The organism is Xanthomonas sp. F4, assembly GCF_011761895.1.
In genome coordinates this window covers 1,116,604-1,142,326 of sequence record NZ_JAASQX010000001.1, presented here as the reverse complement: position 1 = coordinate 1,142,326, position 25,723 = coordinate 1,116,604, and the positions used below count along the sequence as shown (strand labels likewise).

Here is a 25,723-nt window from a genome sequence, read left to right as displayed (position 1 = left end):
AACGTGACCGCCTTGGCGACGATCACGAAGAGGGCAATGGCGATCGACTCACGCCGCGTCACGGACCGCCTCGGCCAGCGCATCCAGGGTCTGCCGCATCAACGCGGCATCGTCGGCCTCGACCGTGACCCGCACCACCGGCTCGGTGCCGGAGGCGCGCAGGAAGGCACGCCCGCGCCCCTGCACCGCGGCCTGCGCCGCGGCCAGCGCGGCCTTCACGGTGGCGGCCTCGAGCGGGCGCACGCCCGGCTGCAGGCGCACGTTGACGGTCTGCTGCGGCACCTTCTGCAGCCCGGCCAGCGCCTGGCGCAGGGTCTGCCGCGAGCGCTTGAGCACTTCCAGCACCTGCAGCGCGCTGACGATGGCGTCGCCGGTGGTGGCGCGATCCAGGCACAGCATGTGCCCGGAGGCCTCGCCGCCGAGCACCCCGCCCTGTTCGACCAGCGCCTGGTGCACGTAGCGGTCGCCGACCTTGGCGCGCAGGAACGGCACCTGCAACGCGGCCAGCGCCCGTTCCAGGCCGTAGTTGGTCATCAGCGTCCCGACCACCGGGCCGTGCAGGCGGCCGCTGGCCTGCCAGCCGCAGGCCAGCACGTACAGCAGGCCGTCGCCGTCGACCGGGTTGCCCTGGTCGTCGGCCATCAGCACCCGGTCGCCGTCGCCGTCGAAGGCGATGCCCAGGTGCGCGCCATGGTCGCGCACGTTGGCGGCAAGGTTGTCGATGTGCATCGAACCGACGCCGGCGTTGATGTTGAGTCCGTCCGGCGCCGCGCCGATCGCGATCACCTCCGCACCCAGTTCGCGGAACAGCAGCGGCGCGATGTGGTAGGTCGCGCCGTGCGCGCAGTCCAGCACCAGCTTCAGCCCGCGCAGGTCGAAGCCGCGCGGCACGCTGGCCTTGCAGAACTCGATGTAGCGGCCGATCGCCTCGCGCGCGCGCATCGCCTTGCCGAGGCGCTCGGACTCGACCGTGGCGAACGGCGCGTCCAAAGCCACCTCGATCGCCTGCTCGGTGGCGTCGTCGAGCTTCTCGCCGTGGGCGGAAAAGAACTTGATGCCGTTGTCGTAGTGCGGATTGTGCGAGGCGCTGATGACGATGCCGGCGTCGGCGCCGAGGGTGAGCGTGAGAAACGCCACCGCCGGGGTCGGCATCGGCCCGAGCAACTGCACGTTGGCACCAGCCGCGACCAACCCAGCCTCCAGCGCCGACTCGAACATGTAGCCGGAGATGCGCGTGTCCTTGCCGATCACCACTGTAGGGTGCTTGGCGCCGCTATGCGCCAGCACGCGGCCCAAGGCATTGCCAAGGCGCATCACGAAATCCGCGGAGATCACGCCCTGCCCAACCCGGCCGCGAATACCGTCCGTGCCAAAGTACTTACGAGCGCTCATACAGCAATCACCGGCGAAACAAGACCAACTTTGCGAGTTACAACGCAAAGATGCGTGAACGTGAAATGCTGCAGTCGCCAGTTGAGTCCAACAAGCAGCCGCACTCGCAAGCTGACAACGCTCATGCCACCTCCGTTTTCGCCGGGGTCGGCTGCCGCATCATCAGCGCCAGCAGTTCGGACAGGCGGTCGCGCAGTTCGCGGCGGTCGCAGATCTGGTCGATGGCGCCGTGCTCGAGCAGGAACTCCGAGCGCTGGAAGCCTTCCGGCAGGGTCTCGCGCACCGTCTGCTCGATCACCCGCGGGCCGGCGAAGCCGATCAGCGCGTACGGCTCGGCGATGTTGATGTCGCCGAGCATGGCGAAGCTGGCCGACACGCCACCGGTGGTGGGATGAGTCAGCACCGATACGTACGGCAGGCCGGCTTCGCGCAGGCGGCCGAGCGCGGCCGAGGTCTTGGCCATCTGCATCAGCGAGAACAGGCCTTCCTGCATGCGCGCGCCGCCGCTGGCGGAGAAGCACACGAACGGCGCGCCGATCTTCAGCGCGGTCTCCGCGGCCAGGGCGAAACGCTCGCCGACCACCGAGCCCATCGAACCGCCCATGAAGGCGAAATCGAACGAGGCCGCGACCAGCGGCTGGCCCTTGAGCAGGCCCTGCATCGCCACCAGCGCGTCGTATTCGCCGGTGCTCTTCTGCGAGGCCTTGATGCGCTCGCCGTACTTCTTCTGGTCCTTGAACTTGAGCGCGTCGGTCGGGCCCAGGCGCGCACCGATCTCGGTCGGCGCGGTGTCGGCGTCGAACAACGCAGCCAGGCGCGCGCGCGCGCGGATCGCCATGTGGTGGCCGCACTTCGGGCACACCTCTAGGTTCTCCTCCAGCTCCGGCCGGTACAGCACGGCGCTGCAGTTGGGGCACTTCTCCCACAAACCTTCAGGAACGCTGCGCTTCTTGCTGGGCGTGTTGTCGGTGCGAATGCCCGAAGGCATCAATTTGCTGAGCCAACTCATGCGATGTGACGATCCATTGGGCGGCCGCGAGAGCCGCAGAGGGGCGACAGTCTAACTCGGTCCCCCGCTGGCCTGCAGACGGTGGCGCATGGAGCGGCCAGGCCGGCAGGCATCGGCGCGGATCGCCAGCCGGGCGCCCTGTCGCGCCTCACCCACCGCGTGACCTGCGGCGTCGCCGCAGCCACCCTGGGCAGGCGACGACCGGACCGGACCAGCGGCCGTGTGCGCCATCCGAGCCGCCATGCGTGCGCCGCAGGATTCGCATGGACAGCGGGATGCGGCATCGCCGCAAACGCGAACGCCCGCGCAAGGCGGGCGTTCGCATACAGACCAGGCGTGGCTCAGCCCGCGTCCAGTGCCTGCCGCAGCGGCGTCAGGAACGCCAGGGCGGCGTCGCGCGCGGCCTGCGGACTGGTCGCCTCGGCCAGCGCCGCGACCAGCGCGCTGCCGACCACCACCCCGTCGGCGTCGACCGCCATGGCCTTGGCGCTGGCGGCGTCCTTGATGCCAAAGCCGGCCACAACCGGCACCGCGCAGCGCGCGCGCAGCTGGCGCAGGCGATCGCCGGCGGCGCGGGTATCCAGGCGGTCGGCGCCGGTCACGCCGGCGAAGCTGACGTAGTACAGATAACCACGCGCTGCATCGCACAACAGGTCGATGCGCGCATCGCTGGTGGTCGGCGAGGCCAGCACGATCAGGTCCAGCCCGGTCTCGGCGAAGATGGCCAGAGTTTCGGCCGATTCCTCCGGCGGCAGGTCGACCAGCAGCACGCCGTCCACGCCGGCAGCCACCGCTTCCTCGGCGAAGCGCGCCGTGCCGTGGATCTCCACCGGGTTGAGGTAGCCCATCAGCACCACCGGGGTGGTCGCGTCGTCGCGACGGAACGCGCTGACCGTCTCCAGCACGTAGCGCAGGCCGGCGCCGCGCGCCAGCGCGCGCTCGGAGCTGCGCTGGATGGTCGGGCCGTCGGCCATCGGGTCGGAGAACGGCACGCCCAGCTCGATCACGTCGGCACCGGCCTCGACCAGCGCGTGCATCGCCGGCACGGTCGCCTCCAGCGACGGATCGCCGGCGGTGAGGAAGGGGATCAGGGCCTTGCGGCGTTGGGAGTCAAGTCGGGCGAATGTATCGGCGATGCGGTTCATGTGGGACCTATGCGCCCCTCTCCCAGCGGGAGAGGGATTGGGGTGAGGGTAAGGGAACGTGAGTGCACGGGGCTGCGCCCGTACCCTCATCCGGCGCTTCGCGCCACCTTCTCCCGCAGGAGAAGGGCAAAGCGTTACAGCGTCAGCCCTTCGCGCGCGGCGATGGTGTGCACGTCCTTGTCGCCGCGGCCGGACAGGTTGCACAGCACCAGCGCGTCCCTGGGCAACTCGCGCGCCAGCTTGATCGACTGCGCCACGGCGTGGCTGGACTCCAGCGCGGCGAGAATGCCTTCGGTATGCGCCAGCAGGTGGAACGCGGCCAGCGCCTCGTCGTCGGTGATGCCCTGGTAGATGGCGCGGCCGCTGTCGGCCAGGAACGCGTGCTCCGGGCCCACGCCCGGGTAGTCCAGGCCGGCGGACACCGAATGGGTCTCGACGATCTGCCCGTCGTCGTCGCAGATCACGTAGGTGCGGTTGCCGTGCAGCACGCCGGGACGGCCAGCGGCGATCGAGGCGGCGTGGCGGCCGCTGCCGATGCCGTCGCCGGCGGCCTCGGCGCCGTAGATCTTCACCGAGGCATCGTTGAGGAAGGCATGGAACAGGCCGATGGCATTGCTGCCGCCACCCACGCAGGCGCTGATCGCGTCCGGCAGGCGGCCGTAGTCGCGCAGCATCTGTTCGCGCGCCTCGCGGCCGACGATGGCGTTGAAGTCGCGCACCATGCGCGGGTACGGATCGGGGCCGGCGACGGTGCCGATGATGTAGAAGGTGTCCTGCACGTTGGTCACCCAGTCGCGCATCGCCTCGTTGAGCGCGTCCTTGAGCGTGGCCGAGCCGGAATGCACCGGCACCACCGTGGCGCCGAGCAGCTTCATCCGGTAGACGTTGATCTTCTGCCGCTCGATGTCGGTGGCGCCCATGTACACCACGCATTCCAGGCCAAGCCGCGCGGCCACCGTGGCGCTGGCCACGCCGTGCTGGCCGGCGCCGGTCTCGGCGATGATGCGGGTCTTGCCCATGCGGCTGGCCAGCAGCGCCTGGCCGATGGTGTTGTTGATTTTGTGCGCGCCGGTGTGGTTCAGGTCCTCGCGCTTGAGCAGGATCTGCGCGCCGCCGACTTCGCGGCTGAGCCGCTCGGCGTGGTAGATCGGGCTGGGCCGGCCGACGTAGTGGGTCAGGTCCTTGTCGTAGGCGGCGATGAAGGCCGGATCCTGGCGCGCGGCGTCGTAGGCGGCGGCCAGTTCCTGCAGCGGGCCGATCAGGGTCTCGGCGACGAAACGACCGCCGTAGCGGCCGAAATGGCCGGCGGCGTCGGGATAGGCATGGAAGTCGCTGACGGGGACAGAGGACATGGCGCAACCGGGATCAACAAGACAGGCAAGCACTTTAGCGCACACGTTCTCGCAGAAAAACCGATAAAGTCTGCATGGATCCGTCAGGAAAACTCACATGACTAGCACGCGCCGCCTGCCCTCGCTCAACGCCATGCGCGCGTTCGAGGCCGCCGCGCGGCTGCGCAGCGTCGGCGCCGCGGCGGCGGAACTGCATGTCACCCATGGCGCGGTCAGCCGCCAGGTGCGGCTGCTGGAACAGGAACTGGGGTTGCCGCTGCTGCAGCGCGATGGCCGCGGCATCCGCCCGACCGCCGCCGGCACCCGCCTGTGCGAGGCCGCCGGCGCCGCGTTCGCGCAGCTGCACGAGGCGGTGGCGGAGCTACGCCGCCCGGCGCGCCCGGCCGCGCTGGTGCTGGGCTGCCCGGGCAGCATCCTGGCCCGCTGGATGATCCCGCGGCTGCAGGCGCTGCAGCGCGACCTGCCGACGCTGACCCTGCACCTGTCCGCGCACGAGGGCGACTTCGCCGCCGACCTGGACGGCCTGGACGCGGCGCTGCTGCTGGGCCAGGCGCCGTGGCCGGCGGACTGGCAGGTCCGCGTACTGGCGCCGGAGCGGATCGGCCCGGTGCTCAGCCCCGCCCTGCCGCAGGCGCCGGCACTGGCCACGGCCGCGCCGGCGGCGCTGCAGGAACTGCCACTGCTGCATACGGTGTCGCGGCCGCAGGCGTGGCCGGCCTGGGCCGAGGCGCAGGGACTGGCGCCGGCGCAATTGCGCTACGGCACCGGCTTCGAGCACCTGTACTACCTGCTGGAAGCGGCGCTGGCGGGGATCGGCGTGGCGATCGCGCCGCAACCGCTGGTCGCCGACGATCTGGCCAATGGCCGCCTACTGGCGCCTTGGGGCTTTGTCGAAACCGGCGGACAGTGGGCGCTGTGCACGCGCCGCGATGTCGAGGATCGGCGGGTCGACGCGCTGGCGCAGTGGCTGACGCAGGAACTGCAGCGCTGACGGCGCCGCAGCGCAGGCTGCACAACGACAGCCTGCCTTCAGCCGCGACGTGGCGCCGCGCTCAGCAGTTGGTGTTCAACTCGTGGCAGTCCGCACGGCGCACTTCCTCGACGAACTTGCGCATCTTGTGGCCGTCCTTGATCCCGGGCTGGCTTTCGATGCCGCTGGACACGTCCACGCCCCACGGCAGGGTGCCGATGATCGCGTCGAACACGTTGTCGCCAGTGATGCCGCCGGCAAGCAGGAACGGCCGGTGCAGGCCGGTCGGCAACCGCGACCAGTCGAAGGTCTTGCCCGAGCCGCCGCTCTCGCCGGGGGCGTGGCTGTCGAACAGGAAGCCGGCGGCATTGGGAAACTGCAGCTGCAGGGTGCGCGCGTTGATCTCGCCGCCGCCCATCGGTATCGCCTTCAGGTACGGCAGATTGAAGCTGCGGCAGAAGCCGTCGTCCTCGTCGCCGTGGAACTGCAGCAGGGTCGGACGCACCGTGCGCAGGACCTCGCGCACCTCGTCCTTGGGGTTGTCGCGGAACAGCGCCACCACGTCCACCATAGGCGCGGCGGCCTGGCGCATGGCCCGCGCCTCGGCCGGTGCCACCCGCCGCGGACTGCCATGGGCGAACACGAACCCGATCGAATCCACGCCCAACTCGCCTGCCAGGCGGATGTCGCCGGCGCGGGTCATGCCGCAGAACTTGATGCGGGTGCGATACAACGTGCGATTCATAGCGTGACCTCGTCCGGAAGCGTCCAGTGGGCGGGATAGAGGGGACCGACGAAGACCAGGCCCTGCGGCGGCGCCGTGGGACCGGCGACGCGGCGGTCGCGTCCCGCGAGCAACTCGCCAATCCAGGACGCCGGCTTTTCGCCCGTCCCCACCATGACAAGGGAACCAACGATATTGCGCACCATGTGATGAAGGAATGCATTGGCCTGGACCTGGATCTCGACCAGCTCGCCGCTGCGGCTCACCGCGATCGACTGCAGCTCGCGACGCGCATGCAGCGCCTGGCACTGCACGCTGCGGAAAGCGCTGAAGTCCTGCTCGCCCAGCAAGGCCTGCGCCGCCGCATGCATGGCCTCGGCCTGCAGCGGCCGCCGCTCCCAGCTCAGGGTCTGCCGGTACAGCGCCGGGCGTACCTGGCGGTTGAGCAGGCGGTAGCGGTAGCGGCGCGCGCGGGCGGAGAAGCGCGCGTGGAAGTCGTCGGCCACCGGCACGCACCAGCGCACGCACACCGAGGGCGGCAGCCGCGCGGTGGCGCCCAGCATCCAGCCGCGCGCCGGGCGCGGCGCGTCGCAATCGAAATGCACCACCTGACATTCGCCGTGCACGCCGGCATCGGTGCGACCGGCGCAGACCACGCTCACCGGGGCGTCGGCCACCGACGACAGCGCCGCCTGCAACGTCGCCTGCACACTGGGGCCGCCGCTCTCGCCGAGCTGCTGCCACCCCTGAAACTCGCTGCCGTCGTATTCCACGCCTAGTGCGTAGCGCATGGTGACCTCCACTGCAGTGCGCCATCGAGGTGGACGTACTGTGCGGTCGCCGCGCGAAAGGACGAGCGCAGCGTGCCTGTTAACAAGCAGACGCAGCGGAAGTACCCCTGCCAGGCCGGGAGCGCGCGCGCAACTGCGCTCGCCCGCCACTGACGGGCGCGTTGCCGCAAGGCCGTCCCGATCCAGGCCGGACGGCCGCGGCGAGCGCGCCGCGCGCCGCCTGCCGCCATCAATCCAGCCGTCCCAGCAATTGCAGCGCCTCGGCGCGCGCGGCCGGGTCGCCGCTGGCCGCGACCTCGGTCAGCAAGGTGCGTGCGGTCTCGTTGTCGCCCAGATCCATGTACGCCACCGCCAGCTCCAGCCGCTCGCGGCCCGCCGGCGGATACGGCGACGACGCTTCGGCCGCTGCGGGTGCTGCGGGTGCTGCGGGTGCTGCAGGTGCGGGCGCAGGTACGACGGGCTGGTGCCAGGTCGGCTCCTGCCGGCCGGCGCCGGCATCGGTGTCGGCATGGGCGTCGACGTTCGGCACCGCGGACAGCGGCGACGGCTGCGGCCAGGCCGCCTCGGCCGCGGACTCGGCGGCAGGTGCGGGCTCCGGACGGGCGTCGGCTGTGTCGATGGAATGGACCTCGTCGTTGCCCGCGGACAGCGGCGCATCGGCCGGCGCATGGCGCATCGACTGCTGCGCCAGCACGCGCTCGAAGGCGTCGTCGTCGAGCGCGACGTGGTGATCGGCGTGATCGTCGGCAGCGTGGTCGGCGTGGTCGGGGCGCTCCCACTCCGCCAATGCCTCCTCGTCGCGGGCGGCCGTGGCATCCTCGGCCAGCGGTTCGGCGGGTTCCAGCGGCGGCAGTTCCGGCGCATCGACGTCGCGGTGCGCGACCACCGGCACCGTGGCGCCCGCCGCCAGCGCGGCGTCGTCATCGCGCGGCAACGACGGCAGCGGCGAAGGCTTGCGCCGGCGCGACAGCAGCCAGGCGCCGATGCCCAGCACCAGCAGGCTCACCCCGCCCCACAGCCACAGCGGGAACCCCGCATTGGCCGGCGCCGGCGCGGCCGCGGCGGCCGGCGCCGCCTGCCCGGACTGGGCCAGGCGCTTCTGCGCCGCGGCCAGGTCGCTGTCCTTCAGCGCGATCAGTTGCTGCTGCTGGGACTTGAGCTTTTCGAGCTGTTCCACCCGCGAGCGCAGTTCCTGGACCTCGGCATCGCGTGCCGCGAGGTCTTCGCGCGCCTGCTGCAATTGTTGGGCTGCCACCATGTCTCCTTCGTCGCCGGCACCGGTGCCGGACTTGGTTCCCGCCTCGCGGCGCGTCGCCGGCACCGCCGGCGCGATCTCCAGCCGTGCGCCGGCCGCGGCCGCCGCCGGCGCTGCGGCGGCCGGCTTGGCTGCGGCCTGTGCTGTCGCCGTGTCCTGCTGCGCCTGTGCGGGTTGCGGCACCGGCGCGCGCGCCTGACGCCATTGCGCCGCCTGCTCGCGCACCACCGCCTCGGCGGCGGCGGCATCCAGGCTGGCCAGGTCCTCCTCGCGCGGGGTCCGCAACACCGCGCCCTGCTTGAGCAGGTTGAGGTTGCCACGGATGAAGGCATCGGGATTGGCGCGGAGCAGCGCGACCATGGTCTGGTCCAGCGAATGGCCGTTGCCGCGCGCGAGCTGCCCGGCGATCTGCGACAGGGTCTGCCCGGCGCGCACCGGCGCCAGCGCATCGCCGGGTGCGGCCGCGGGGGCCGGCGCCGGACGCGGCGCGGCGGCCGGCCTGGCGCTCGGCGTCGCCGACGTGGCGGCGCCCGCCGGAGTTGGCGCCGCGGTGGAGGCGTCGCGGGCGATGCGGTCGGACGGCTGCGCCGCGGCCGGTGCATCGATCGCCGGCGCGTCGATCGCCGCAGCGGTGTTGGGCGCATCGATCAGCGCGGAGTATTCGCGGATCAGCCGGCCCTGGCCCCAATCGACCTCGATCAGGAAGCTCAGCGACGGCACCTCGACCGGCATGCGGCTGCTGACCTGGATCACCGCGCGGCCCTTGCGGGTCTGGGTGAAGCGGAACTGCAGATCGCTGACCAGGCCCTGCGGGCGCTCCAGCCCGACCCGCGCGAAGGTCGCCGGCGAGGCCAGCGCCACCCGCGCCCGCTCCAGTTCGCCCGGCTCGTTGGAGATCACCGGGATCTCGGCCAGGAACGGCTCGCCCGGCTTGGACAGCACGCGGATATCGCCCAGGCCGAGCGCCAGCGCGGCCTGGCTGCAGGCCAGCAACAGCAGCGCGGCGGCCGCGCGACAGACGTGGCGCAACCCGCGCGCTGCGGGCACCGCATCGCCGCTGCGGCGACGGAACAAATGTGGTTGTAGGCGCATCCCGCCCCTGCCCCTTGGAGTCATGTACATCAATATATATGAAGCGGGGAGTGGGGATTTGGGATTGGGGATTCGTTGCGGGCACAGCATTGGCGGGGAATGCGCTTGCGCGGGGTACGCGAGCGCCCCCCTTTGCGGGATCAGGGACCGACAAGCACTGCAGTGCCGCTCGTCCTGTAGGAGCGGCTTCAGCCGCGATGGCTTTACCGGGAACGCTCCGTCGCGGCCGAAGCCGCTCCTACGAGGGCGCCCGTCATCATCGCGCCCACATGCGCTAGCGCAGCCCCTCTTTGCAGCACAACACGGACGCCAGACACGACAACGGCCAGGGCGTGCGCCACTGGCCGTTGCGTGTCTGCCGGGACATCGCGCACTACGCAGCCCTGGAACAGCCGGCGCTGCGCCGCGCTTTGCGAATCCCCAATCCCGACTCCCGAATCTCAGCCCTCCTGCGCGACCAGCTCGGCCAACTGCACCGCATTGAGCGCGGCGCCCTTGCGGATGTTGTCGGCCACCACCCACAGGTTGAGGCCGCGCGGGTGCGAGAAGTCCTCGCGGATGCGGCCGACGAACACCGGATCCTTGCCGGAGGCATGGGTCACCGGGGTCGGATAGCCGCCGGCCTTGTGCTCGTCGACCACTTCCACACCGGGCGCCTGACCCAGCAGCGCGCGCGCCTGCTCGACGGTGATCTTGCGCTTGGTCTCGATGTTGACCGCCTCCGAATGGCCGAAGAACACCGGCACGCGCACCGCGGTGGGGTTCACCAGGATGCTGCTGTCCTCGAGGATCTTCTGCGTCTCCCACACCAGCTTCATCTCTTCCTTGGTGTAACCGTTGGGCTGGAAGTCGTCGATGTGCGGGATCAGGTTGAAGGCGATCTGCGCCTGGAACTTCTGCGGCTCGATGTCCTGGAACGCCAGCAGCTGCGCGGTCTGCTTGCCCAGTTCCTCCATGCCCGAGCGGCCGGCGCCGGACACCGACTGGTAGGTGGCCACGTTGATGCGCTCGATGCCGTATTCCTTGTGGATCGGCGCCAGCACCGGCATCAGCTGCATGGTCGAGCAGTTGGGGTTGGCGACGATGCCGCGCGGACGGTTCTTCAACGCGTGCGGATTGACTTCCGACACCACCAGCGGCACGTCGTCGTCGTAGCGGAAGGTCGAGGAGTTGTCGATCACCACCGCGCCGGCCGCGGCGAACTTCGGCGCGTATTCCTTGGAAATGCCGCCGCCGGCGGAGAACAGCGCGATGTCCACGCCGGTCGGGTCGAAGGTCGCCAGGTCGAGCACGGTGACCTTGTGGCCGTTGAACTCGACCTGGCCGCCGGCCGAGCGCTCGGAGGCCAGCGGGTACAGCGTGGCGATGGGGAAGCCGCGCTCGGCGAGGATGCTCAGCATGGTTTCGCCGACGGCACCGGTGGCGCCGACGACGGCGACGTTGAAACGACGGGTTGCATTGCTCATGGAAGGATTCGATCCGCAGGAAGAAAAAAGGGGAGGAACAGCCGCACTGCCGCTTGGATTCGGGGAACCTGCCGTGCGCGCCGCGCACAGGGCCGCAGGCTCCCTATCGTTTTTTGTCCGCGATCGCCCGCGCGCCGCCCGCCGCGGCGATCGCGTCCAGGTTCAGCGCATTGGGCGGGCGCCCGGCATCGGCGCCGATGCCCAGCGCGGCCAGCAGGTTGTCTACCGCCAATGACACCATCGCGCGGCGCGTGGCCACGCTGGCGCTGCCGATGTGCGGGGTCAGCACCACGTTGCGCAGCGCCAGCAGTTCCGGACGGATCGCCGGCTCGCCTTCGAATACGTCCAGTCCGGCCGCGACCAGGCGGCCGTTGGCCAGCGCGTCGGCCAATGCGACCTCATCGACCAGGCCGCCACGGGCGATGTTCACCAGCGTCGCGGTCGGCTGCATCTTCGCCAGCGCGGCGGCATCGATGACATGGTGCGATTGCGTGCTGTACGGCAGCACCAGCAGCAGGTGGTCGGCGCGCGCCAGCAGCGCGTCGAAACCGACGTACTCGGCGCGATGCGCATGCTCAACGTCGGCCGGCAGGCGGCTGCGGTTGTGGTACAGCACGCGCATCGAGAAGCCGGCGGCGCGGCGCGCGATGGCCTGGCCGATGCGGCCCATGCCGAGGATGCCGAGGGTGCTGCCGTGGACATCGGCGCCGAGCATGGTCTGGAACGACCACTGCTGCCACTGCCCCGCGCGCAGCCAGCGCTCGGCCTCGCCGACGCGCCGCGCGGCGGCCATCAGCAAGGCGAAACCGAGATCGGCGGTGGTCTCGGTGAGCACGTCGGGGGTGTTGGTGGCGACGATGCCGGCCGCACTGAGCGCGTCCAGGTCCAGATTGTTGTAGCCGACCCCGACGTTGGCGATGGCGCGCAGCCGCGGCGCGCCGGCGATCTCGGCGGCGCCGATGCGTTCGTTGAGGGTGACCAGGGCGCCGTCCAGCGGCGCCAGCGCCTTCGCCAGGTCCTGCGGCGAATAGCGGGTCACGTCCGCGGTGGTGGTCAGCGCGCAATGCGCGCCCAGCCGTGCGACGACGTCGTCGAACAGCGGTTGGCTGACCCACACCCGCGGCCGCGACTCAGCCATCGCCACCGCCAGGGATGCGCGGCGTCACCGTGCCGACGTCGCCGCACTGCGCGCGGTGGCGCAGCGCCTGGTCCATCAGCACCAGCGCCATCATCGCCTCGGCGATCGGGGTGGCACGGATGCCGACGCAGGGGTCGTGGCGGCCGGTGGTGATCACGTCCACCGCCTGGCCGTCCACGTCCACCGTGGCGCCGGGCAGGCGCAGGCTGGAAGTGGGCTTGAACGCCACCGAGACGACGATGGGCTGGCCGGTGGCGATGCCGCCGAGCACGCCGCCGGCGTGGTTGGACTGGAAGCCGTCCGGCGCGATCAGGTCGCGGTGGTCGGTGCCCTTCTGGGTGACCGCGGCGAAGCCGTCGCCGATCTCCACGCCCTTGACCGCGTTGATGCTCATCATCGCCGCGGCCAGTTCGCCGTCGAGCTTGCCGTAGATGGGCTCGCCCCAGCCCGGCGGCACGCCATCGGCGACCACGGTGACCCGCGCGCCGATCGAATCGCCGGACTTGCGCAGCGCATCCATGTACGCCTCCAGCTCCGGCACCTGCGGCGCGTGCGGCCAGAAGAACGCGTTGTCCTCCACCGCCTCCCAGGCGAAGCCCTGCGGCAGCAGTGGCCCGAGCTGCGACAGGTAGCCGCGCACGCGCACGCCATAGCGCTGCGCCAGCCACTTCTTGGCGATCACGCCGGCGGCCACGCGCATGGTGGTCTCGCGCGCGGACGAGCGCCCGCCGCCGCGCGGATCGCGGATGCCGTACTTCTGCCAGTAACTGTAGTCGGCATGGCCCGGACGGAACTGCCGGGCGATGTCGGTATAGTCCTTGCTACGCTGGTCGGTGTTGCGGATCAGCAGGCCGATCGGGGTGCCGGTGGTGCGGCCCTCGTAGACCCCGGACAGGATCTCGATCTCATCGGCCTCGCGCCGCGCCGAGGTGTGCCGGCTCTTGCCGGTGGCGCGGCGCTGCAGGTCGTGGGCGAATTCGCTGGCGTCCAGTTCCAGCCCCGGCGGGCAGCCATCGACCACGCAGCCGATCGCCGGCCCGTGCGATTCGCCGAAGGTGGTGACGGTCAGCAGTGTGCCGAAACTGTTCGCGCTCATATCGCTTGCGTCACCGGTCCGCGGCCAGCGCGGCGATGCGCGCGTGGTGCTCCAGCAGTTCGCTGCGCTCCACCGCGAAGATGCCCATCTGCCCGACCTTGAACTCGACCCAGGCGAAGTCCACTTCCGGCAGCAGCTGCGCCAGCGCGCGCTCGGACTCGCCGACCTCGCAGATCAGCAGGCCGTCCTCGCTCAGGTGCGCCGGCGCGTCGCGCAGGATCTTCAGCGCCAGGTCCAGGCCGTCGTCGCCCGCGCGCAGGCCGAGCTCCGGCTCGTGCGCATACTCGGGCGGCAACGCGTCGGTCTCGGCATGGGTGACGTAGGGCGGATTGGTCACGATCAGTTCGTAGCGGCGTCCGCCCAGCCCGGCGAACAGGTCGGACTTCACCAGTTCGACGTTGTCGGCCAGCAGCCGCTCCTTGTTCTCCGCGGCCAGGCTCAGCGCGTCGTCGCTGATGTCGACCGCATCCACCCGCCAGTTCGGGTTGTAGTGGGCCATGGCGATGGCGATGCAGCCCGAACCGGTGCACAGGTCCAGCGCGCGCTCGACCGGGCGGCCAGCCAGCCACGGCTCGAAGCCGGCCTCGATCAGCTCGGCGATCGGCGAGCGCGGCACCAGCGCGCGCGCGTCGCTCTTGAAGCTGAGCCCGGCGAACCAGGCCTCGCCGGTGAGATAGGCGGCGGGGATGCGCTCGGCGATGCGGCGCTCGAACAGCGCCAGCACCTGCGCCTTCTCCGGCGTGGTGAGCCGCGCGCTGCCGTAGGCCGGGCCGAGGTCGTGCGGCAGGTGCAGCGCGTGCAGCACCAGTTGCGTGGCCTCGTCCAGGGCGTTGTCGTAGCTGTGGCCGAAGCTCAACCCGGCGGCGTTGAAACGGCTGGTGCCGTAGCGGATCAGGTCGATGATCGTGTGGAGTTCGGCGGCCGCGTCGGCAGTCATGGCAACAGGCAAGGCAATGTGGCCCCCGATTATAGAGGCCCGGCCGCTATGATGAGCGTTCGTTGCATGGGAAATCAGTATGTTCAACCGCACCTTCGGCATCGTCCTGGTGGTTGCCCTGGCCGCCGGCCTGGGGCTGCTGCTGGCCCAGAAGTACTTCGGCGGCAGCGCCGCCCCGGCCTGGCCGGAGACCCGCACGGTGCGCATGTACCCGCAGCCGCGGCCCCTGCCCGACTTCCACCTGCGCCAGACCGACGGCACGCCGCTGGTGCCGGGCGAGCTCAAGGGCCACTGGACCTTGGTGTTCCTGGGCTTCACCGCCTGCCCGGACGTGTGCCCGACCACCCTGGCCGACCTGGCGCGCGCGCAGAAGCAATGGCAGACGCTGCCGGACACGCTGCGCCCGCGCGTGCTGTTCGTCTCGGTCGACCCGCAGCGCGACACCCTGCCGCGGCTGGGCGAGTACGCCCACGCCTTCCACAAGGACACCATCGCCGCCACCGCCGACGTGCCCGAGCTGGAGCGCTTCGCCACCGCGCTGGGCTTCGTGTTCCAGAAGGTGCCGGGCAAGCACTACGCCGAGAACCCGAACGACTACAGCATGGACCACTCCGCCGCGATCGCGGTGCTCGACCCGCAGGGCCGCCAGGCCGGGCTGATCCGCCCGCCGTTCGATGCCGCCGCGATCGCCGCCGACCTGCAGGCGCTGACCAAGGCCACCGCCCCATGAGCCTGACCACCCGCCTGACATACGTGCTGCCGCACCGGCTGCTGTCCTCGCTGGCACGGCGCCTGGCGTACTCGTCGCGGCCCGGCCTGAAGCAGTGGCTGATCGACACGGTGGTGCGCCGCTTCGGCGTGGACCTGAGCGAAGCCGCGCAACCGGATGCGCGCGCCTACCCGACCTTCAATGCCTTCTTCACCCGTGCGCTGAAGCCCGGCGCACGCGTCGCCGATCCCGATCCGCAGGCGCTGCTGATGCCGGCCGATGGCCGTATCAGCCAGCTCGGCCGGATCGAGGACGGGCGCATCTTCCAGGCCAAGGGGCAGTCGTTCACCGCCGCCGAACTGCTCGGCGACGACACCGCAGCGGCGCCGTTCGCCAACGGCCTGTACGCCACGGTGTACCTGTCGCCGCGCGACTACCACCGCGTGCACATGCCCTGGACCGGCACCCTGCGCGAAACCGTGCACGTGCCCGGCCGGCTGTTCAGCGTCGGCACCGACGCGGTGCGCAACGTGCCGCGCCTATTCGCGCGCAACGAGCGCCTGGCCTGCCATTTCGACACCGACTTCGGCCCGATGGTCTCGGTGATGGTCGGTGCGCTGCTGGTGTCCGGCGTGGAAACGGTGTGGAGCGGCGTGGAGATCCCGCGCTACGCCGACCGCATCACCCGCAAGGATTGGCGCGGCAAGGGCATCACCCTGCAGCGGTTCGAGGAGATGGCGCGTTTCAACTACGGCTCGACGGTGATCGTGCTGCTGCCGCCCGGCGTGGCCGCGTTCGATCCGGCGCTGAAGGCGGAATCGCCGGTGCGGCTGGGCCAGGCGCTGGCGCGATTGGTGCGCTGAGACGTACAGGGCCGCGCTGCGGCCCCTTGTGGGGAGTGCGGTTGTGAGAGGGACTTCAGTCCCGACGCATGAACGGTGACGGGCCGCAGGCTCTCAATGGATGGCAGAAACGCCATCCGTCAGACACTGCGGCTGCCGCACCCTCATCCGGCGCTGCGCGCCACCTTCTCCCAGTGGGAGAAGGAATGGGATCGCGCCTGGGTCTTGCAGCCGGTGGTGAAGCACAGTCCCCCACTGTGGGGGGACTTCAGTCCCGACGCATTGATGGTGACGGGCCGCAGGCTCTCACTGGATAGCCGAAACGCCATCCATCCGATACTGCGGCCGCCGCACCCTCATCCGGCGCTGCGCGCCACCTTCCCCCGAAAAGGGGGCCATGGTCCCGGGGGAGAAGGAACCGGCCTACTTCTCGCAGCCCACCAGCTTCAGCGATTGTCCCGGCTTCAGCGCATAGCCCGGGGCGCGCAGGCCGTTGGCCTTGGCCAGTTCCTTCAGATCGCAGTCGTGACGGTCGGCGATCCGGCCCAGGGTGTCGCCCTTGGCCACGCGGTAGTTGCGCACTTGCTTCTGCTTGGGCTTGGCCGGCGCGGGACGGCCGGTGGCCACCGTGGTCGGCACGCCGGCGACCGGGCTGACGTCGCCCACCGCCACGTTGCCGGTGAGGTCGGCGGCCGGCGCCGGGCTGCTGCTGCGCACCGCGGCGGTGACGTCGGCGGTGATCAGCGCGCGCGCCAGGTCGGCGCGCGGGCCGCTGACGCAATAGCGGTTGTACAGGCCGACGATCTTGGTGTTGGCGTTGATGGTCACCCCGGCCGGGATCCAGCCGTCCGGCTCGTAGCGCGGGTTGAGGTTGCGCAGCGCGCGCATGTAGCCGTCGCGGGTGCCGTCGCTGCCCAGGCAGATGGTCAGTTCGTAGATGGTGGTGGACTTGGCCAGCCGCAGCGTGGCCGGCTGCGCATTGATCTTGGGGAAGGCCACGCCGTACTGCTGCGGGTGCAGGAAGATCCACGCCGCGGCGATCACCATCGGCACGTAGTCCTTGGTCTCGGCCGGGAACTGGTTGTACACCGACGCATCCCAGAAGCTGCGGCCCTGCATCTGGTTGAACACGCGCGCCGCGCGACCTTCGCCGCCGTTGTAGCCGGCCAGGGCCAGTTCCACGCTGCGGTTGAGTTCGGCCATGCGCTCGTTGATGTAGACGGCGCTGGCCTCAGCGGCGCTGCGCGCGTCGTAGCGGGTATCGAAGCCGGTGCCGTCCGGGCCCAGGCCGAAGCGGCGCCCGGTGGCCGGCATGAACTGCATCAGCCCGGCGGCGCCCACCCGCGAATTGGCGTGCACGCGGCCGTTGGATTCCTTGGCGATGATGCCGAACAGCAGCGCTTCCGGCAGGCCGCGCTTCTCCCACTCCGGCCACATGATCGCGCGCAGGTTCTGGTAGTTCTCGTAGCTGCTCATCAGCGACGGGCGCATGTCGGTGAGCCAGCGGCGGATGCCGGCCTGCACCGCCGGGTTGTACTCCACCATCGAATCGAAGGCGTGGCGCTTGTCGTTGAGCAGGCGCGCCGCGCGCGCCGCTTCCGGCACGTCGGCGGCGAGCGGGCTGATGTGGTCGGGGTCGGCCTGCAGCGGCGCGGAGTCGTCGTCGGTGGCATCGGCATCGCTGGCCTGGCCCTGCGCGTCGGCCTTGGCCTTCAGCAGGCGCTTGTACGCGCCCAGATAGGTACCGACCTCGCAGCCGCGCTGCTTGATGCAGGCCTGGATCACGTCCTCGATGTCCTCCAGCGCGGCGTCGCTTTCCTGGGTGCCCTTGGGGTCGCTGTTGCCGACCAGCACCAGGGCGTCGTTGTAGCGCTTCTCGGCGGCGGCCAGGCGCTGGTCGAGGACGGCGATGGCGGCCTGGTCGCGGGCGGACACGCGGGCTTGGGCGGCAGGAGCGGTGCAGGTCAGCGCCACGGCAGCCGCGACGGGCCACGCGTGGGAGAAGCGGAACGGAAGGGGCATGGTGGGACGCGGCGACGGAAAGGCCGCAGGGTAGCCCCCGCCGTCGCATCGCGGCAAGGTCGCCGCGGCTACGGCCGGGCCCGCGGCGGGCCAAGGTTCATCGCCGGCGGCCATCCCGCGCCGCAACATGGCGCCGCATACGCCAGCCGCTGCGACGCTGTTGCAGATGCACCGCGCCCAGGCGGCACCAGCGAACGACCAAACCATGCAAAGGCGACCTCGCAGTCGGCGCCGCCTCTGCAGGGCAGCGCGGCGCGCCCCGGAGCACCCTGCGCGCGTTCGGCCAGGCCGCAGACGCTCTAGAATCCCGGCATCTCATTGCGGACCCCGATATGGACCCGATCCTGCTAGGCAAAGGCGTGACCGACGACATCGCGGTGCTGCTGCAACCGCGCCTGGGCAATCGCCATGGCCTGGTCGCCGGCGCCACCGGTACCGGCAAGACCGTGACCCTGATGACCCTGGCCGAAGGCTTTTCGCGCATCGGCGTGCCGGTGTTCCTGGCCGACGTCAAGGGCGACGTGGCCGGCCTGGCGATGCCCGGCGACGGCAGCGAGAAGGTGCTGCAGCGCGCCCGGGAGATCGGCGTGGCCGACTACGCCCCGGCCGCCAATCCGGTGGTGTTCTGGGACCTGTACGGCCAGCTCGGCCACCCGGTGCGCACCACCGTCAGCGAGATGGGCCCCACCCTGCTGGCGCGCGTGCTGGAACTCAACGACACCCAGGCCGGCGTGCTCGACATCGTGTTCAAGCTGGCCGACGACCGCGGCCTGCTGCTGCTCGACCTGGACGACCTGCGCGCGCTGCTGGCGCTGGTGGTGGAAGAGCGCAAGGACATCTCCACCGAATACGGCCTGGTCAGCGCGCAGTCGGTGGCCGCGATCCAGCGCGCGCTGCTGCGCCTGGCGCAGGACGGCGGCGAGGGCTTCTTCGGCGAGCCGGCGCTGGATCTGGCCGAACTGATGCGGGTCGACCACGACGGCCGCGGCGTGATCGGCATCCTCGCCGCCGCGCAACTGGTGCTCAAGCCGCGGCTGTACTCGACCTTCCTGCTGTGGCTGCTGTCGGAACTGTTCGAACGGCTGCCGGAAGTGGGCGACCTGGACAAGCCCAAGCTGGTGTTCGTGTTCGACGAGGCGCACCTGCTGTTCGACGATGCGCCGCCGGCGCTGGTGCAGCGCATCGAGCAGGTGGTGCGGCTGATCCGCTCCAAGGGCGTGGGCGTGTACTTCTGCTCGCAGTTCCCGGACGACGTGCCCGACAGCATCCTCGGCCAGCTCGGCAATCGCGTGCAGCACGCGCTGCGCGCCTATACCCCACGCGACCAGAAGGCGGTGCGCACCGCCGCCGAAACCTTCGTGGCCAACCCCAAGCTTGACGTGGCCAAGGCCATCTCGCAACTCGGCACCGGCGAGGCACTGGTGTCCACGCTGCAGGACAAGGGCGTGCCGACACCGGTGCAGCAGACCCTGATCGCGCCGCCGCGCTGCCGCATGGGCGCGATCACCGAGGCCGAGCGCACGCAGGTGCGCGCCGGCAGCCCGGTCGGCACGCGCTACGACACCCCGGTCAATCGCGAATCGGCGGCGGAACTGCTGGCGCGCCGCGTCGAGCAGAGCGCCGACCGCAGCGCCGCGCCGCCGGCGCGCACCCGCGAACAGGACGAGGCGCAGGACAGCGGCTTCGGCCAGGCGGTCAAGGACGCGGTATTCGGCACCAAGCGCCGCCAGGGCATGCTGGAGGCGATGGCCAAGCAGACCTCGCGCACCATCGGCAACCGCATCGGCCAGCAGATCGTGCGCGGCATCTTCGGCAGCATCTTCGGCGGCAAGCGCTGAGCGCGGCGCGCGTGATATGCGCGCCGCGGCGTCCAGGTCACGGGCATCCCGTCAGAACGGCTTCAGCGCATCTGCAAAGCGCGCTTTGCCGCGGCCAGCGCGTATGTCATCGCACTCGTAGGAGCGGCTTTAGCCGCCACCGGGCTTTCCCGGTAATGCCGGTCGCGGCTGAAGCCGCTCCTACGGCATCCGCGTCATCCCGCAGCGCCAGCGCTATCCCAACAGCCCGTGCAACTTGGCGTACTGCAGCAGCATGATGGTCTTCGCGTCGGCGATCTCGCCGGTGTCGATCATTGCCAGCGCGGCATCGAGCGCCAGCTCCAGCACCTCGATTTCCTCGCCCTCGGCCGCCACGCCGCCGCCGGCACCGACCTTGTCGCGGTCGACGTACTCACCCACGAAGAAGTACAGCCGCTCGGTCACCGAGCCCGGACTCATGAACGCCTCGAACACCTTGCGCACGTTCTCGATCCGGTAGCCGGTCTCCTCTTCGGTCTCCTTGCGGATGCAGGTCTCCGGATCATGGCGATCGAGCAGGCCGGCGCAGGCTTCGATCAGCATGCCGTCGGGGTTGCCGTTGAGCAGGGTCGGCAAGCGGAACTGGCGGGTCAGCATCACCGTGCCCTTGGCGCGGCTGTACAGCAGGATGGTCGCGCCATTGCCGCGGTCGTAGGCCTCGCGCGTGAGCGCCTGCCAACTGCCGTCGTGGCGCTGGAAATCGAAACTGACCTTCCGCAACACGTACCAGTTGTCCGACAGCACTTCGATATTGGTGACGCGCACGCGCGGATTTTCGGAAACGAAAGAAGGGTCCAAGCGAAACTCCTGTAAGGGAAGGCAAGGCGGCAGGCACGATGCCCGACACGCGCACTCGCCGCGCGGCCATGCAGTGTAGCCAGCGCACGCGGCGGCGCTGCGACAGGGGTAGCGCTTTGCGCAGCAGGCCGCGCTCCACGTGCCACAACCCGCCATGGCGACCGCACAGCCGCCACGGCCAGCGCCCAATTGCACCCGTCGCGACAGACCCGCACAATCGTCGCACTTCGTAGACAGGGGGCGTCATGGAAGACCGTCGTCGCGCGGGCGCAAGCCGCGCACACCGCAGCACACCCGAACCGTTCTGGGCGCGCACCCGCGCCATCGCGCTGTATCCGCTGCGTGGCGGCGCCCTGTACGCGCTGATCGCACTGACCCTGTGCAGCCTGCTGGGAATGCTGCCCGGCATCGGCTGGATCCTGGGCATCGTCACCACCCTGGCGATCTACAAGTACGCCTTCGAGATCCTGCGGCACACCGCCGACGGCTATCTGGACGCACCGGAACGCGGTTTCGACGTCGGCGACGGCGTGGTCGTGCGGCTGCTGGCGCTGGTGATCTTGCTCGGCGTGGCGGTGTTCGCCGCGCTGCTGCTGACCGGGCCGGTCGGCGGCCTGCTGATGCTGCTGGCGGTGGTATTGCTGCAGCCGGGCTTCCTGATTTCCCTGGCGATGGACGGCAGCCTGCGCCGCGCGCTGAACCCGGCCGTGTCGATCGGCCTGGCGCTGCGCATCGGCTGGCCGTACCTGGCCGCGTTCGGCCTGCTGTTCGTGATCCAGGCCAGCGCGCTGGGCGCCGCCACCTGGCTGCAGCGCGCCCTGCCGCCGCTGGTCGCGGACCTGGCGGTCACCGTGGTGACGATCTGGGGCCTGTTCGCGGCCTTCCACCTGATGGGCTACCTGGTCTACCAGTATCACGCCGTGCTGGGCTACGAACCGGCCGCCGATGCGGCCACCGCCTTCGCCCGCCACGACCCGGACCAGCGCGTGCTCGACGAGGCCGAACACCTGGTGCGCGACGGCCACACCGAGGACGCGCTGCAGGTGCTGCGCAGCGAAGTGCGCACCCGCGCGGTGAGCCTGGGCGTGCACGAGCTGTACCAGCGCCTGCTGCGCGGCAGTGCGCGCCACGACGAGCGCCGCGAGCACACCCGCCAGTACATGCACCGGCTGCTGCAGGAAAAGCAGGAACGGCGTGCGCTGGCCCTGCAGCGCGAGGCGCTGGATGCCGACGCCGACTTCGTGCCGCTGCTGCCGGAACAGGCCACGCTGCTGGCCGAACGCGCGCAACTGGCGGGCCAGTTCCGACTCGCCGCCGACGGCCTGCAGGCCGCGCTGCGCGCCTGGCCGACCGCGCCGGAACGCAGCACTTGGTCGCTGCAGGCCGCCTTGCTGCTGGGCGAGCGCTTCGGCGAGGACGCGCAGGCGCGTCGTCTGCTGGAGGATGCCCTGACCCGTTGCGACGACGACGTGCAGCGCGGCAAGCTGCAGGCAGCGTTGCGCGCGGTGACGATCGCGCCGGTCTAGCGCGCGTCCCTGCGGGACGCGGCATGCGCCCCGCACGCGCCAGGCAGCGCACTCAGACGTTGGCGAGCAGGAATCGCGCCTTGTCCGCCTGCGGCAGGTCCGGATAGCGGACGATCAGCGCCTCAAGCACGCGCCGCCACTCCGTCGTGGCCTGGCGTTCTCCATGGCCCAGCGCGAGCCGGAACCAGGCCTGCGCCTGCTGCTCGCGCGGCGAGACCGCGTCCTGCGCCAGCAGCGTCTCGGCCTCGGCCAGCATCCCCAGCGCCATCCAGCGCACGAACAACGCCGCACGCGTCGGTGCATCCAGCTCACCGGCCGCCTGCAGCAGTCCGGCCTGCTGTCGCGCCTCCGGCACGGACGGCGCCGCCAGGCGCAACAGCGCCAGCGCCCGCAGCCGCGCCGTCGCGGCCTGGCCGGCGTTGGCCGCCACGCGGTAGCGCGCCAGCGCCACATCGAAGCGCTGCGGCGCTTCGGCGGCCAGCGCATCCAGCAGCGCGCCAGCCTGGACATGTTCCATCCGCCCCAGATGCGCCAGCGCACGCGCCCAGCGGTCGTCGGCCGCTGCGCCGCCATCGTCGCGCAGGAACGCCTCGCGGGTCTGTTCGGTCGCCACCAGCACCGCGCCGAGCAGCGCGCCGACCACCAGGCCGCCGGCATGCGCGTCGAAACCGATGCCGGCATCGCCGTTGAACAGCAGGTTGTACAGCTCCCAGCCCAGCCACAGCGGCAGCAGGGCGATGGCCGGCGCGCGCACGTAGTCGAACAGCACCGCCACCCAGTAGAAGAAGCGCACCGGGCGCCGTCCCCACACCACGCAGAACGCGCCCATCAACGCGGCGATGGCGCCGGAGGCGCCGAGGCCGGCTCCTGCCTCGCCCCAGCGCCACCACAGGCTCACCGCACTCGCGCCGAACGCACCGAGCAGATACACCGCCAGGAACCGCCAGCCGCCGATCGCGCCTTCCAGCAAGGTGCCCAGCGCCAGCAGGAACAGCATGTTGCCGATCAGGTGCAGGGCGTCGGCATGCAGGAAGGCCGCCGTGAGCATGCGTGCCGGCGCCCATTCGGAACTGCGCTGCACATGGCGCAGGGTGAACACGCGCTGCAGCAGCGCGTCGTAGCGCGCGCGCAGCGGCGCCCAGGCCTGTTGCGTGGCGGCATCCGCGAACGCCGTGCCACTGCGCAGGGCCTGCAGGAAGCGCACGTCGTGCAAGGTGGCGGCGCCGACGAAGGCCGGCCGCTCCGCCGCCGGCACCTGCTGCAGCCGTGCCAGCGCCTCGCGCTGGCCGCTGCGCTGCAGATAGCGCGCATAGGCTGGCGCTTCCAGCGCGCCGAGTCCGGAATCCAGATAATCGCGTTGCGCCTGCCGTAGCGGCGCACCGTCGTGGCGCTGCCAGCCGACGTAGACCACGACGTTGAGCAGGATCAGCAGCAGCGTGACCAGCGGAAAATTGTCCCGCGACAGCGGCTTGTGCAGCGGCAGGATCAACATCGAACGACGTCCATGTGCAAGGCCGCGCCAGCTTCGGCCATCGCCTGCGGGTGCGCAAGCCGCAGGCACGCGCTAGCATCGCCACCCCGCTCCACCGCAGTCGCACCGATGAGCCGCTGGCGTCCCCCTCCCGAGAAAAGCACCGCCCTGATCACCCCGGAAGGCCATGCCCGGCTCAAGGCCGAGCTGGAGGAGCTATGGCGGGTGCGCCGCCCCGAGGTGGTCAAGGCGCTGGCCGCGGCCGCGGCCGAGGGCGACCGCTCGGAGAACGCCGAGTACACCTACCGCAAGAAGCAACTCGGCGAGATCGACCGCCGCGTGCGCTACCTGAGCAAGCGCCTGGAAGCGCTGCGCGTGGTCGCCGAGGCGCCGTCCGACCCGCAGGCGGTATTCTTCGGTGCGCACATCGAACTGGAGGATGCCGACAGCGGCGAACTGCGCCGCTACCGCATCGTCGGCCCCGACGAGACCGACGCGGCGCGCGGCTGGATCAGCATCGATTCGCCGCTGGCGCGGGCGTTGCTGAAGAAGCGCGTCGACGACGAAGTGGAAGCGCAGTTGCCCGGCGGCCGCCACAGCTTCGTGGTGGTGGCGGTGGACTACGCTGCGCCGTAAGCGCGCGGCGCCGTGGCGCCACGCACGCCGCCTACGGCCTCAGAGCACCCGCAGGTCCAACGACGTTGCCGACGCCGCCGGTGCCGGCAACGCATCGCCGAACAGGTCGTGCTCGTCGCTGTCGGTGATCTCCACCTGCACCAGGTCGCCCGGCTTCAGCCCCAGCTCGCCGCCGTTCTGGATATGCACCAGGCCATCGATCTCCGGCGCATCGGCCTTGGAGCGCGCCACCGCGATGCCGTCCTCCAGCAGGTCGACCAGGCACTCCTGCACGCTGCCGATCTTGGCCTCCAGCCGCGCGGCGGAAATTGCCGCCTGCCGCTCCATGAAGCGCGCCAGCCGCTCCTGCTTGAGTGCTTCCGGCACCGGATCCGGCAACGCGTTGGCGCTGGCGCCTTCGACCGGCGAATAGGCGAAGGCACCGACGCGGTCGAGCTGCGCGGCGTCCAGGAACTCCAGCAACTGCTCGAACTCGGCGTCGGTCTCGCCGGGGAAGCCGACGATGAAAGTCGAGCGCAGGGTGATCTCCGGGCACAGCGCACGCCAGCGCTGCACGCGCTCCAGCGTGCGCTCGACCGCGCCGGGCCGCTTCATCAGCTTGAGGATGCGCGGGCTGGCATGCTGGAACGGGATGTCCAGGTACGGCAGCAGCTTGCCCTCGGCCATCAGCGGGATCACGTCGTCCACGTGCGGGTACGGATACACGTAGTGCAGACGCGCCCACGCCCCCAGTTCCGACAGGCCCTCGCACAGCGCCTTCATCCGCGTCTGGTAGGCGCGGCCACGCCACTCGCGCTCGGCGTACTTCAGGTCCACGCCGTAGGCCGAAGTGTCCTGCGACACCACCAGCAACTCGCGCACCCCGCCCTTGACCAGGCGTTCGGCCTCGCGCAGCACCTCGTCGACCGGGCGCGACACCAGGTCGCCGCGCATCGACGGGATGATGCAGAAGCTGCAGCGGTGATTGCAGCCTTCGGAGATCTTCAGATAGGCGTAATGCCGCGGCGTCAACTTGACGCCGATGTCGTCCTCGCTGCTGCCACGGCCACGCGGCAGCAAATCCACGAACGGATCGTGGCGCGGCGGCAGCGCCGCATGCACCGCTTCCATCACGCTCTGGTAGTCCTGCGGGCCGGACACCGCCAGCACGTCCGGATAGGCCGCACGGATCTGCTCCGAGCGCTTGCCCAGGCAACCGGTGACGATGACCTTGCCGTTCTCGGCCATGGCCTCGCCGATCGCCTCCATCGACTCGGCCACCGCCGAATCGATGAAACCGCAGGTATTGACCACCACCACGTCGGCCGCGTCGTAGCTGGGCACGATCGCATAGCCCTCCACGCGCAGCTGGGTGAGGATGCGTTCGGAATCGACAAGGGCCTTCGGGCAGCCGAGGCTGACGAAGCCGACTTTGGGGGGCGCGAGAGACATTGGGGCCGGGGTCCGGGGGCCTGGGAGAAAAACAGCGCACGAAGTATACCGGGCCGTGGCCGCCG

General features: G+C 70.6%; 21 protein-coding genes. 6 read left to right on the top strand and 15 right to left on the bottom strand.

Features of this window, described 5'->3' with window-relative positions; translation table 11 throughout:
• Nucleotides 1-48 precede the first annotated feature (48 nt).
• From glmM to trpB, 4 genes are all read right to left on the bottom strand, one after another.
• Nucleotides 49-1,392 carry a phosphoglucosamine mutase gene (gene glmM, locus FHR66_RS05115; RefSeq protein WP_160970540.1) on the bottom strand — a complete coding sequence of 448 codons (1,344 nt, stop codon included), beginning with the start codon at nucleotides 1,390-1,392 and terminating at the stop codon, nucleotides 49-51.
• A gap of 121 nt (nucleotides 1,393-1,513) precedes the next feature.
• A complete protein-coding gene (accD, locus tag FHR66_RS05110) occupies nucleotides 1,514-2,401 on the bottom strand; it encodes an acetyl-CoA carboxylase, carboxyltransferase subunit beta (RefSeq protein WP_160970542.1) in 888 nt (295 codons plus the stop codon).
• Nucleotides 2,402-2,742: 341 nt separating this feature from the next.
• On the bottom strand, nucleotides 2,743-3,546 hold the full coding sequence (trpA, locus tag FHR66_RS05105) for a tryptophan synthase subunit alpha (protein WP_167087548.1): 804 nt from the start codon (nucleotides 3,544-3,546) through the stop codon (nucleotides 2,743-2,745).
• 134 nt (nucleotides 3,547-3,680) lie between these two features.
• Nucleotides 3,681-4,898, bottom strand: a complete 1,218-nt coding sequence (gene trpB, locus FHR66_RS05100) for a tryptophan synthase subunit beta (RefSeq protein WP_160970544.1) — start codon at nucleotides 4,896-4,898, stop codon at nucleotides 3,681-3,683.
• Between the two features lie 97 nt (nucleotides 4,899-4,995).
• Here trpB and FHR66_RS05095 point away from each other — a divergent pair, with 97 nt between their 5' ends.
• Nucleotides 4,996-5,889, top strand: a complete 894-nt coding sequence (locus FHR66_RS05095; RefSeq protein WP_167087546.1) for a LysR family transcriptional regulator — start codon at nucleotides 4,996-4,998, stop codon at nucleotides 5,887-5,889.
• Nucleotides 5,890-5,950: 61 nt separating this feature from the next.
• Here FHR66_RS05095 and FHR66_RS05090 read toward each other — a convergent pair whose 3' ends face one another.
• The 7 genes from FHR66_RS05090 to prmB form a co-directional block, all read right to left on the bottom strand.
• Nucleotides 5,951-6,613 carry a phosphoribosylanthranilate isomerase gene (locus tag FHR66_RS05090; protein ID WP_160970546.1) on the bottom strand — a complete coding sequence of 221 codons (663 nt, stop codon included), beginning with the start codon at nucleotides 6,611-6,613 and terminating at the stop codon, nucleotides 5,951-5,953.
• Nucleotides 6,610-7,383 (bottom strand): tRNA pseudouridine(38-40) synthase TruA, encoded by a 774-nt coding sequence (truA, locus tag FHR66_RS05085; protein ID WP_160970547.1) that lies wholly within the window; start codon nucleotides 7,381-7,383, stop codon nucleotides 6,610-6,612. Before truA ends, FHR66_RS05090 begins: the two co-directional genes overlap by 4 nt.
• 229 nt (nucleotides 7,384-7,612) lie before the next feature.
• On the bottom strand, nucleotides 7,613-9,685 hold the full coding sequence (locus FHR66_RS05080) for a FimV/HubP family polar landmark protein (RefSeq protein WP_456361742.1): 2,073 nt from the start codon (nucleotides 9,683-9,685) through the stop codon (nucleotides 7,613-7,615).
• A 485-nt stretch (nucleotides 9,686-10,170) separates the two neighbouring features.
• Nucleotides 10,171-11,196 carry an aspartate-semialdehyde dehydrogenase gene (locus tag FHR66_RS05075; RefSeq protein ID WP_160970549.1) on the bottom strand — a complete coding sequence of 342 codons (1,026 nt, stop codon included), beginning with the start codon at nucleotides 11,194-11,196 and terminating at the stop codon, nucleotides 10,171-10,173.
• A gap of 103 nt (nucleotides 11,197-11,299) precedes the next feature.
• Entirely contained in the window at nucleotides 11,300-12,334 is a 1,035-nt protein-coding gene (locus tag FHR66_RS05070) for a 2-hydroxyacid dehydrogenase (RefSeq protein ID WP_160970550.1), read from the bottom strand.
• Complete coding sequence (gene aroC / locus FHR66_RS05065; protein WP_160970551.1) at nucleotides 12,327-13,430, bottom strand: chorismate synthase; 1,104 nt, start codon at nucleotides 13,428-13,430, stop codon at nucleotides 12,327-12,329. Before aroC ends, FHR66_RS05070 begins: the two co-directional genes overlap by 8 nt.
• 10 nt (nucleotides 13,431-13,440) lie before the next feature.
• Complete coding sequence (prmB, locus tag FHR66_RS05060) at nucleotides 13,441-14,367, bottom strand: 50S ribosomal protein L3 N(5)-glutamine methyltransferase (RefSeq protein ID WP_160970553.1); 927 nt, start codon at nucleotides 14,365-14,367, stop codon at nucleotides 13,441-13,443.
• 79 nt (nucleotides 14,368-14,446) lie between these two features.
• On the opposite strand from prmB, the gene FHR66_RS05055 reads away from it, so the two are divergent.
• The gene (locus FHR66_RS05055) at nucleotides 14,447-15,097 is read left to right on the top strand and encodes an SCO family protein (protein WP_160970555.1); all 651 of its coding nucleotides are present in this window, start codon (nucleotides 14,447-14,449) and stop codon (nucleotides 15,095-15,097) included.
• Nucleotides 15,094-15,939, top strand: coding sequence for an archaetidylserine decarboxylase (gene asd, locus FHR66_RS05050; RefSeq protein WP_167087543.1), 846 nt, complete (start codon nucleotides 15,094-15,096; stop codon nucleotides 15,937-15,939). The genes FHR66_RS05055 and asd overlap by 4 nt, the downstream gene beginning before the upstream one ends.
• Nucleotides 15,940-16,341: 402 nt before the next feature.
• On the opposite strand, the gene FHR66_RS05045 is transcribed toward asd, so the two are convergent.
• Nucleotides 16,342-17,940, bottom strand: a complete 1,599-nt coding sequence (locus FHR66_RS05045) for a transglycosylase SLT domain-containing protein (protein ID WP_160970557.1) — start codon at nucleotides 17,938-17,940, stop codon at nucleotides 16,342-16,344.
• A 332-nt stretch (nucleotides 17,941-18,272) separates the two neighbouring features.
• Here FHR66_RS05045 and FHR66_RS05040 point away from each other — a divergent pair, with 332 nt between their 5' ends.
• Nucleotides 18,273-19,778, top strand: a complete 1,506-nt coding sequence (locus tag FHR66_RS05040; protein WP_160970558.1) for a helicase HerA-like domain-containing protein — start codon at nucleotides 18,273-18,275, stop codon at nucleotides 19,776-19,778.
• A gap of 213 nt (nucleotides 19,779-19,991) precedes the next feature.
• Here the strand turns inward: FHR66_RS05040 and nudK are convergent, their stop codons facing one another.
• Entirely contained in the window at nucleotides 19,992-20,594 is a 603-nt protein-coding gene (nudK, locus tag FHR66_RS05035; RefSeq protein WP_160970559.1) for a GDP-mannose pyrophosphatase NudK, read from the bottom strand.
• Nucleotides 20,595-20,839: 245 nt separating this feature from the next.
• Between nudK and FHR66_RS05030 the strand changes: the two genes are divergently transcribed.
• The gene (locus tag FHR66_RS05030; protein ID WP_160970560.1) at nucleotides 20,840-22,120 is read left to right on the top strand and encodes a DUF4013 domain-containing protein; all 1,281 of its coding nucleotides are present in this window, start codon (nucleotides 20,840-20,842) and stop codon (nucleotides 22,118-22,120) included.
• A 52-nt stretch (nucleotides 22,121-22,172) separates the two neighbouring features.
• Here the strand turns inward: FHR66_RS05030 and FHR66_RS05025 are convergent, their stop codons facing one another.
• Nucleotides 22,173-23,612, bottom strand: coding sequence for a rhomboid family intramembrane serine protease (locus FHR66_RS05025; protein ID WP_160970561.1), 1,440 nt, complete (start codon nucleotides 23,610-23,612; stop codon nucleotides 22,173-22,175).
• Nucleotides 23,613-23,720: 108 nt separating this feature from the next.
• On the opposite strand from FHR66_RS05025, the gene greB reads away from it, so the two are divergent.
• On the top strand, nucleotides 23,721-24,227 hold the full coding sequence (gene greB, locus FHR66_RS05020; RefSeq protein WP_160970562.1) for a transcription elongation factor GreB: 507 nt from the start codon (nucleotides 23,721-23,723) through the stop codon (nucleotides 24,225-24,227).
• 39 nt (nucleotides 24,228-24,266) lie between these two features.
• Here the strand turns inward: greB and rimO are convergent, their stop codons facing one another.
• Nucleotides 24,267-25,658 carry a 30S ribosomal protein S12 methylthiotransferase RimO gene (gene rimO / locus FHR66_RS05015; protein WP_167087540.1) on the bottom strand — a complete coding sequence of 464 codons (1,392 nt, stop codon included), beginning with the start codon at nucleotides 25,656-25,658 and terminating at the stop codon, nucleotides 24,267-24,269.
• Nucleotides 25,659-25,723 lie beyond the last annotated feature (65 nt).

Coding starts and splice junctions, on each gene's coding strand:
- glmM (WP_160970540.1), bottom strand. CDS start 1,392: ATGAGCGCTCGTAAGTACTTTGGCACGGACGGTATTCGCGGCCGGGTT.
- accD (WP_160970542.1), bottom strand. CDS start 2,401: ATGAGTTGGCTCAGCAAATTGATGCCTTCGGGCATTCGCACCGACAAC.
- trpA (WP_167087548.1), bottom strand. CDS start 3,546: ATGAACCGCATCGCCGATACATTCGCCCGACTTGACTCCCAACGCCGC.
- trpB (WP_160970544.1), bottom strand. CDS start 4,898: ATGTCCTCTGTCCCCGTCAGCGACTTCCATGCCTATCCCGACGCCGCC.
- FHR66_RS05095 (WP_167087546.1), top strand. CDS start 4,996: ATGACTAGCACGCGCCGCCTGCCCTCGCTCAACGCCATGCGCGCGTTC.
- FHR66_RS05090 (WP_160970546.1), bottom strand. CDS start 6,613: ATGAATCGCACGTTGTATCGCACCCGCATCAAGTTCTGCGGCATGACC.
- truA (WP_160970547.1), bottom strand. CDS start 7,383: ATGCGCTACGCACTAGGCGTGGAATACGACGGCAGCGAGTTTCAGGGG.
- FHR66_RS05075 (WP_160970549.1), bottom strand. CDS start 11,196: ATGAGCAATGCAACCCGTCGTTTCAACGTCGCCGTCGTCGGCGCCACC.
- FHR66_RS05070 (WP_160970550.1), bottom strand. CDS start 12,334: ATGGCTGAGTCGCGGCCGCGGGTGTGGGTCAGCCAACCGCTGTTCGAC.
- aroC (WP_160970551.1), bottom strand. CDS start 13,430: ATGAGCGCGAACAGTTTCGGCACACTGCTGACCGTCACCACCTTCGGC.
- prmB (WP_160970553.1), bottom strand. CDS start 14,367: ATGACTGCCGACGCGGCCGCCGAACTCCACACGATCATCGACCTGATC.
- FHR66_RS05055 (WP_160970555.1), top strand. CDS start 14,447: ATGTTCAACCGCACCTTCGGCATCGTCCTGGTGGTTGCCCTGGCCGCC.
- asd (WP_167087543.1), top strand. CDS start 15,094: ATGAGCCTGACCACCCGCCTGACATACGTGCTGCCGCACCGGCTGCTG.
- FHR66_RS05045 (WP_160970557.1), bottom strand. CDS start 17,940: ATGCCCCTTCCGTTCCGCTTCTCCCACGCGTGGCCCGTCGCGGCTGCC.
- FHR66_RS05040 (WP_160970558.1), top strand. CDS start 18,273: ATGGACCCGATCCTGCTAGGCAAAGGCGTGACCGACGACATCGCGGTG.
- FHR66_RS05030 (WP_160970560.1), top strand. CDS start 20,840: ATGGAAGACCGTCGTCGCGCGGGCGCAAGCCGCGCACACCGCAGCACA.
- FHR66_RS05025 (WP_160970561.1), bottom strand. CDS start 23,612: ATGTTGATCCTGCCGCTGCACAAGCCGCTGTCGCGGGACAATTTTCCG.
- greB (WP_160970562.1), top strand. CDS start 23,721: ATGAGCCGCTGGCGTCCCCCTCCCGAGAAAAGCACCGCCCTGATCACC.
- rimO (WP_167087540.1), bottom strand. CDS start 25,658: ATGTCTCTCGCGCCCCCCAAAGTCGGCTTCGTCAGCCTCGGCTGCCCG.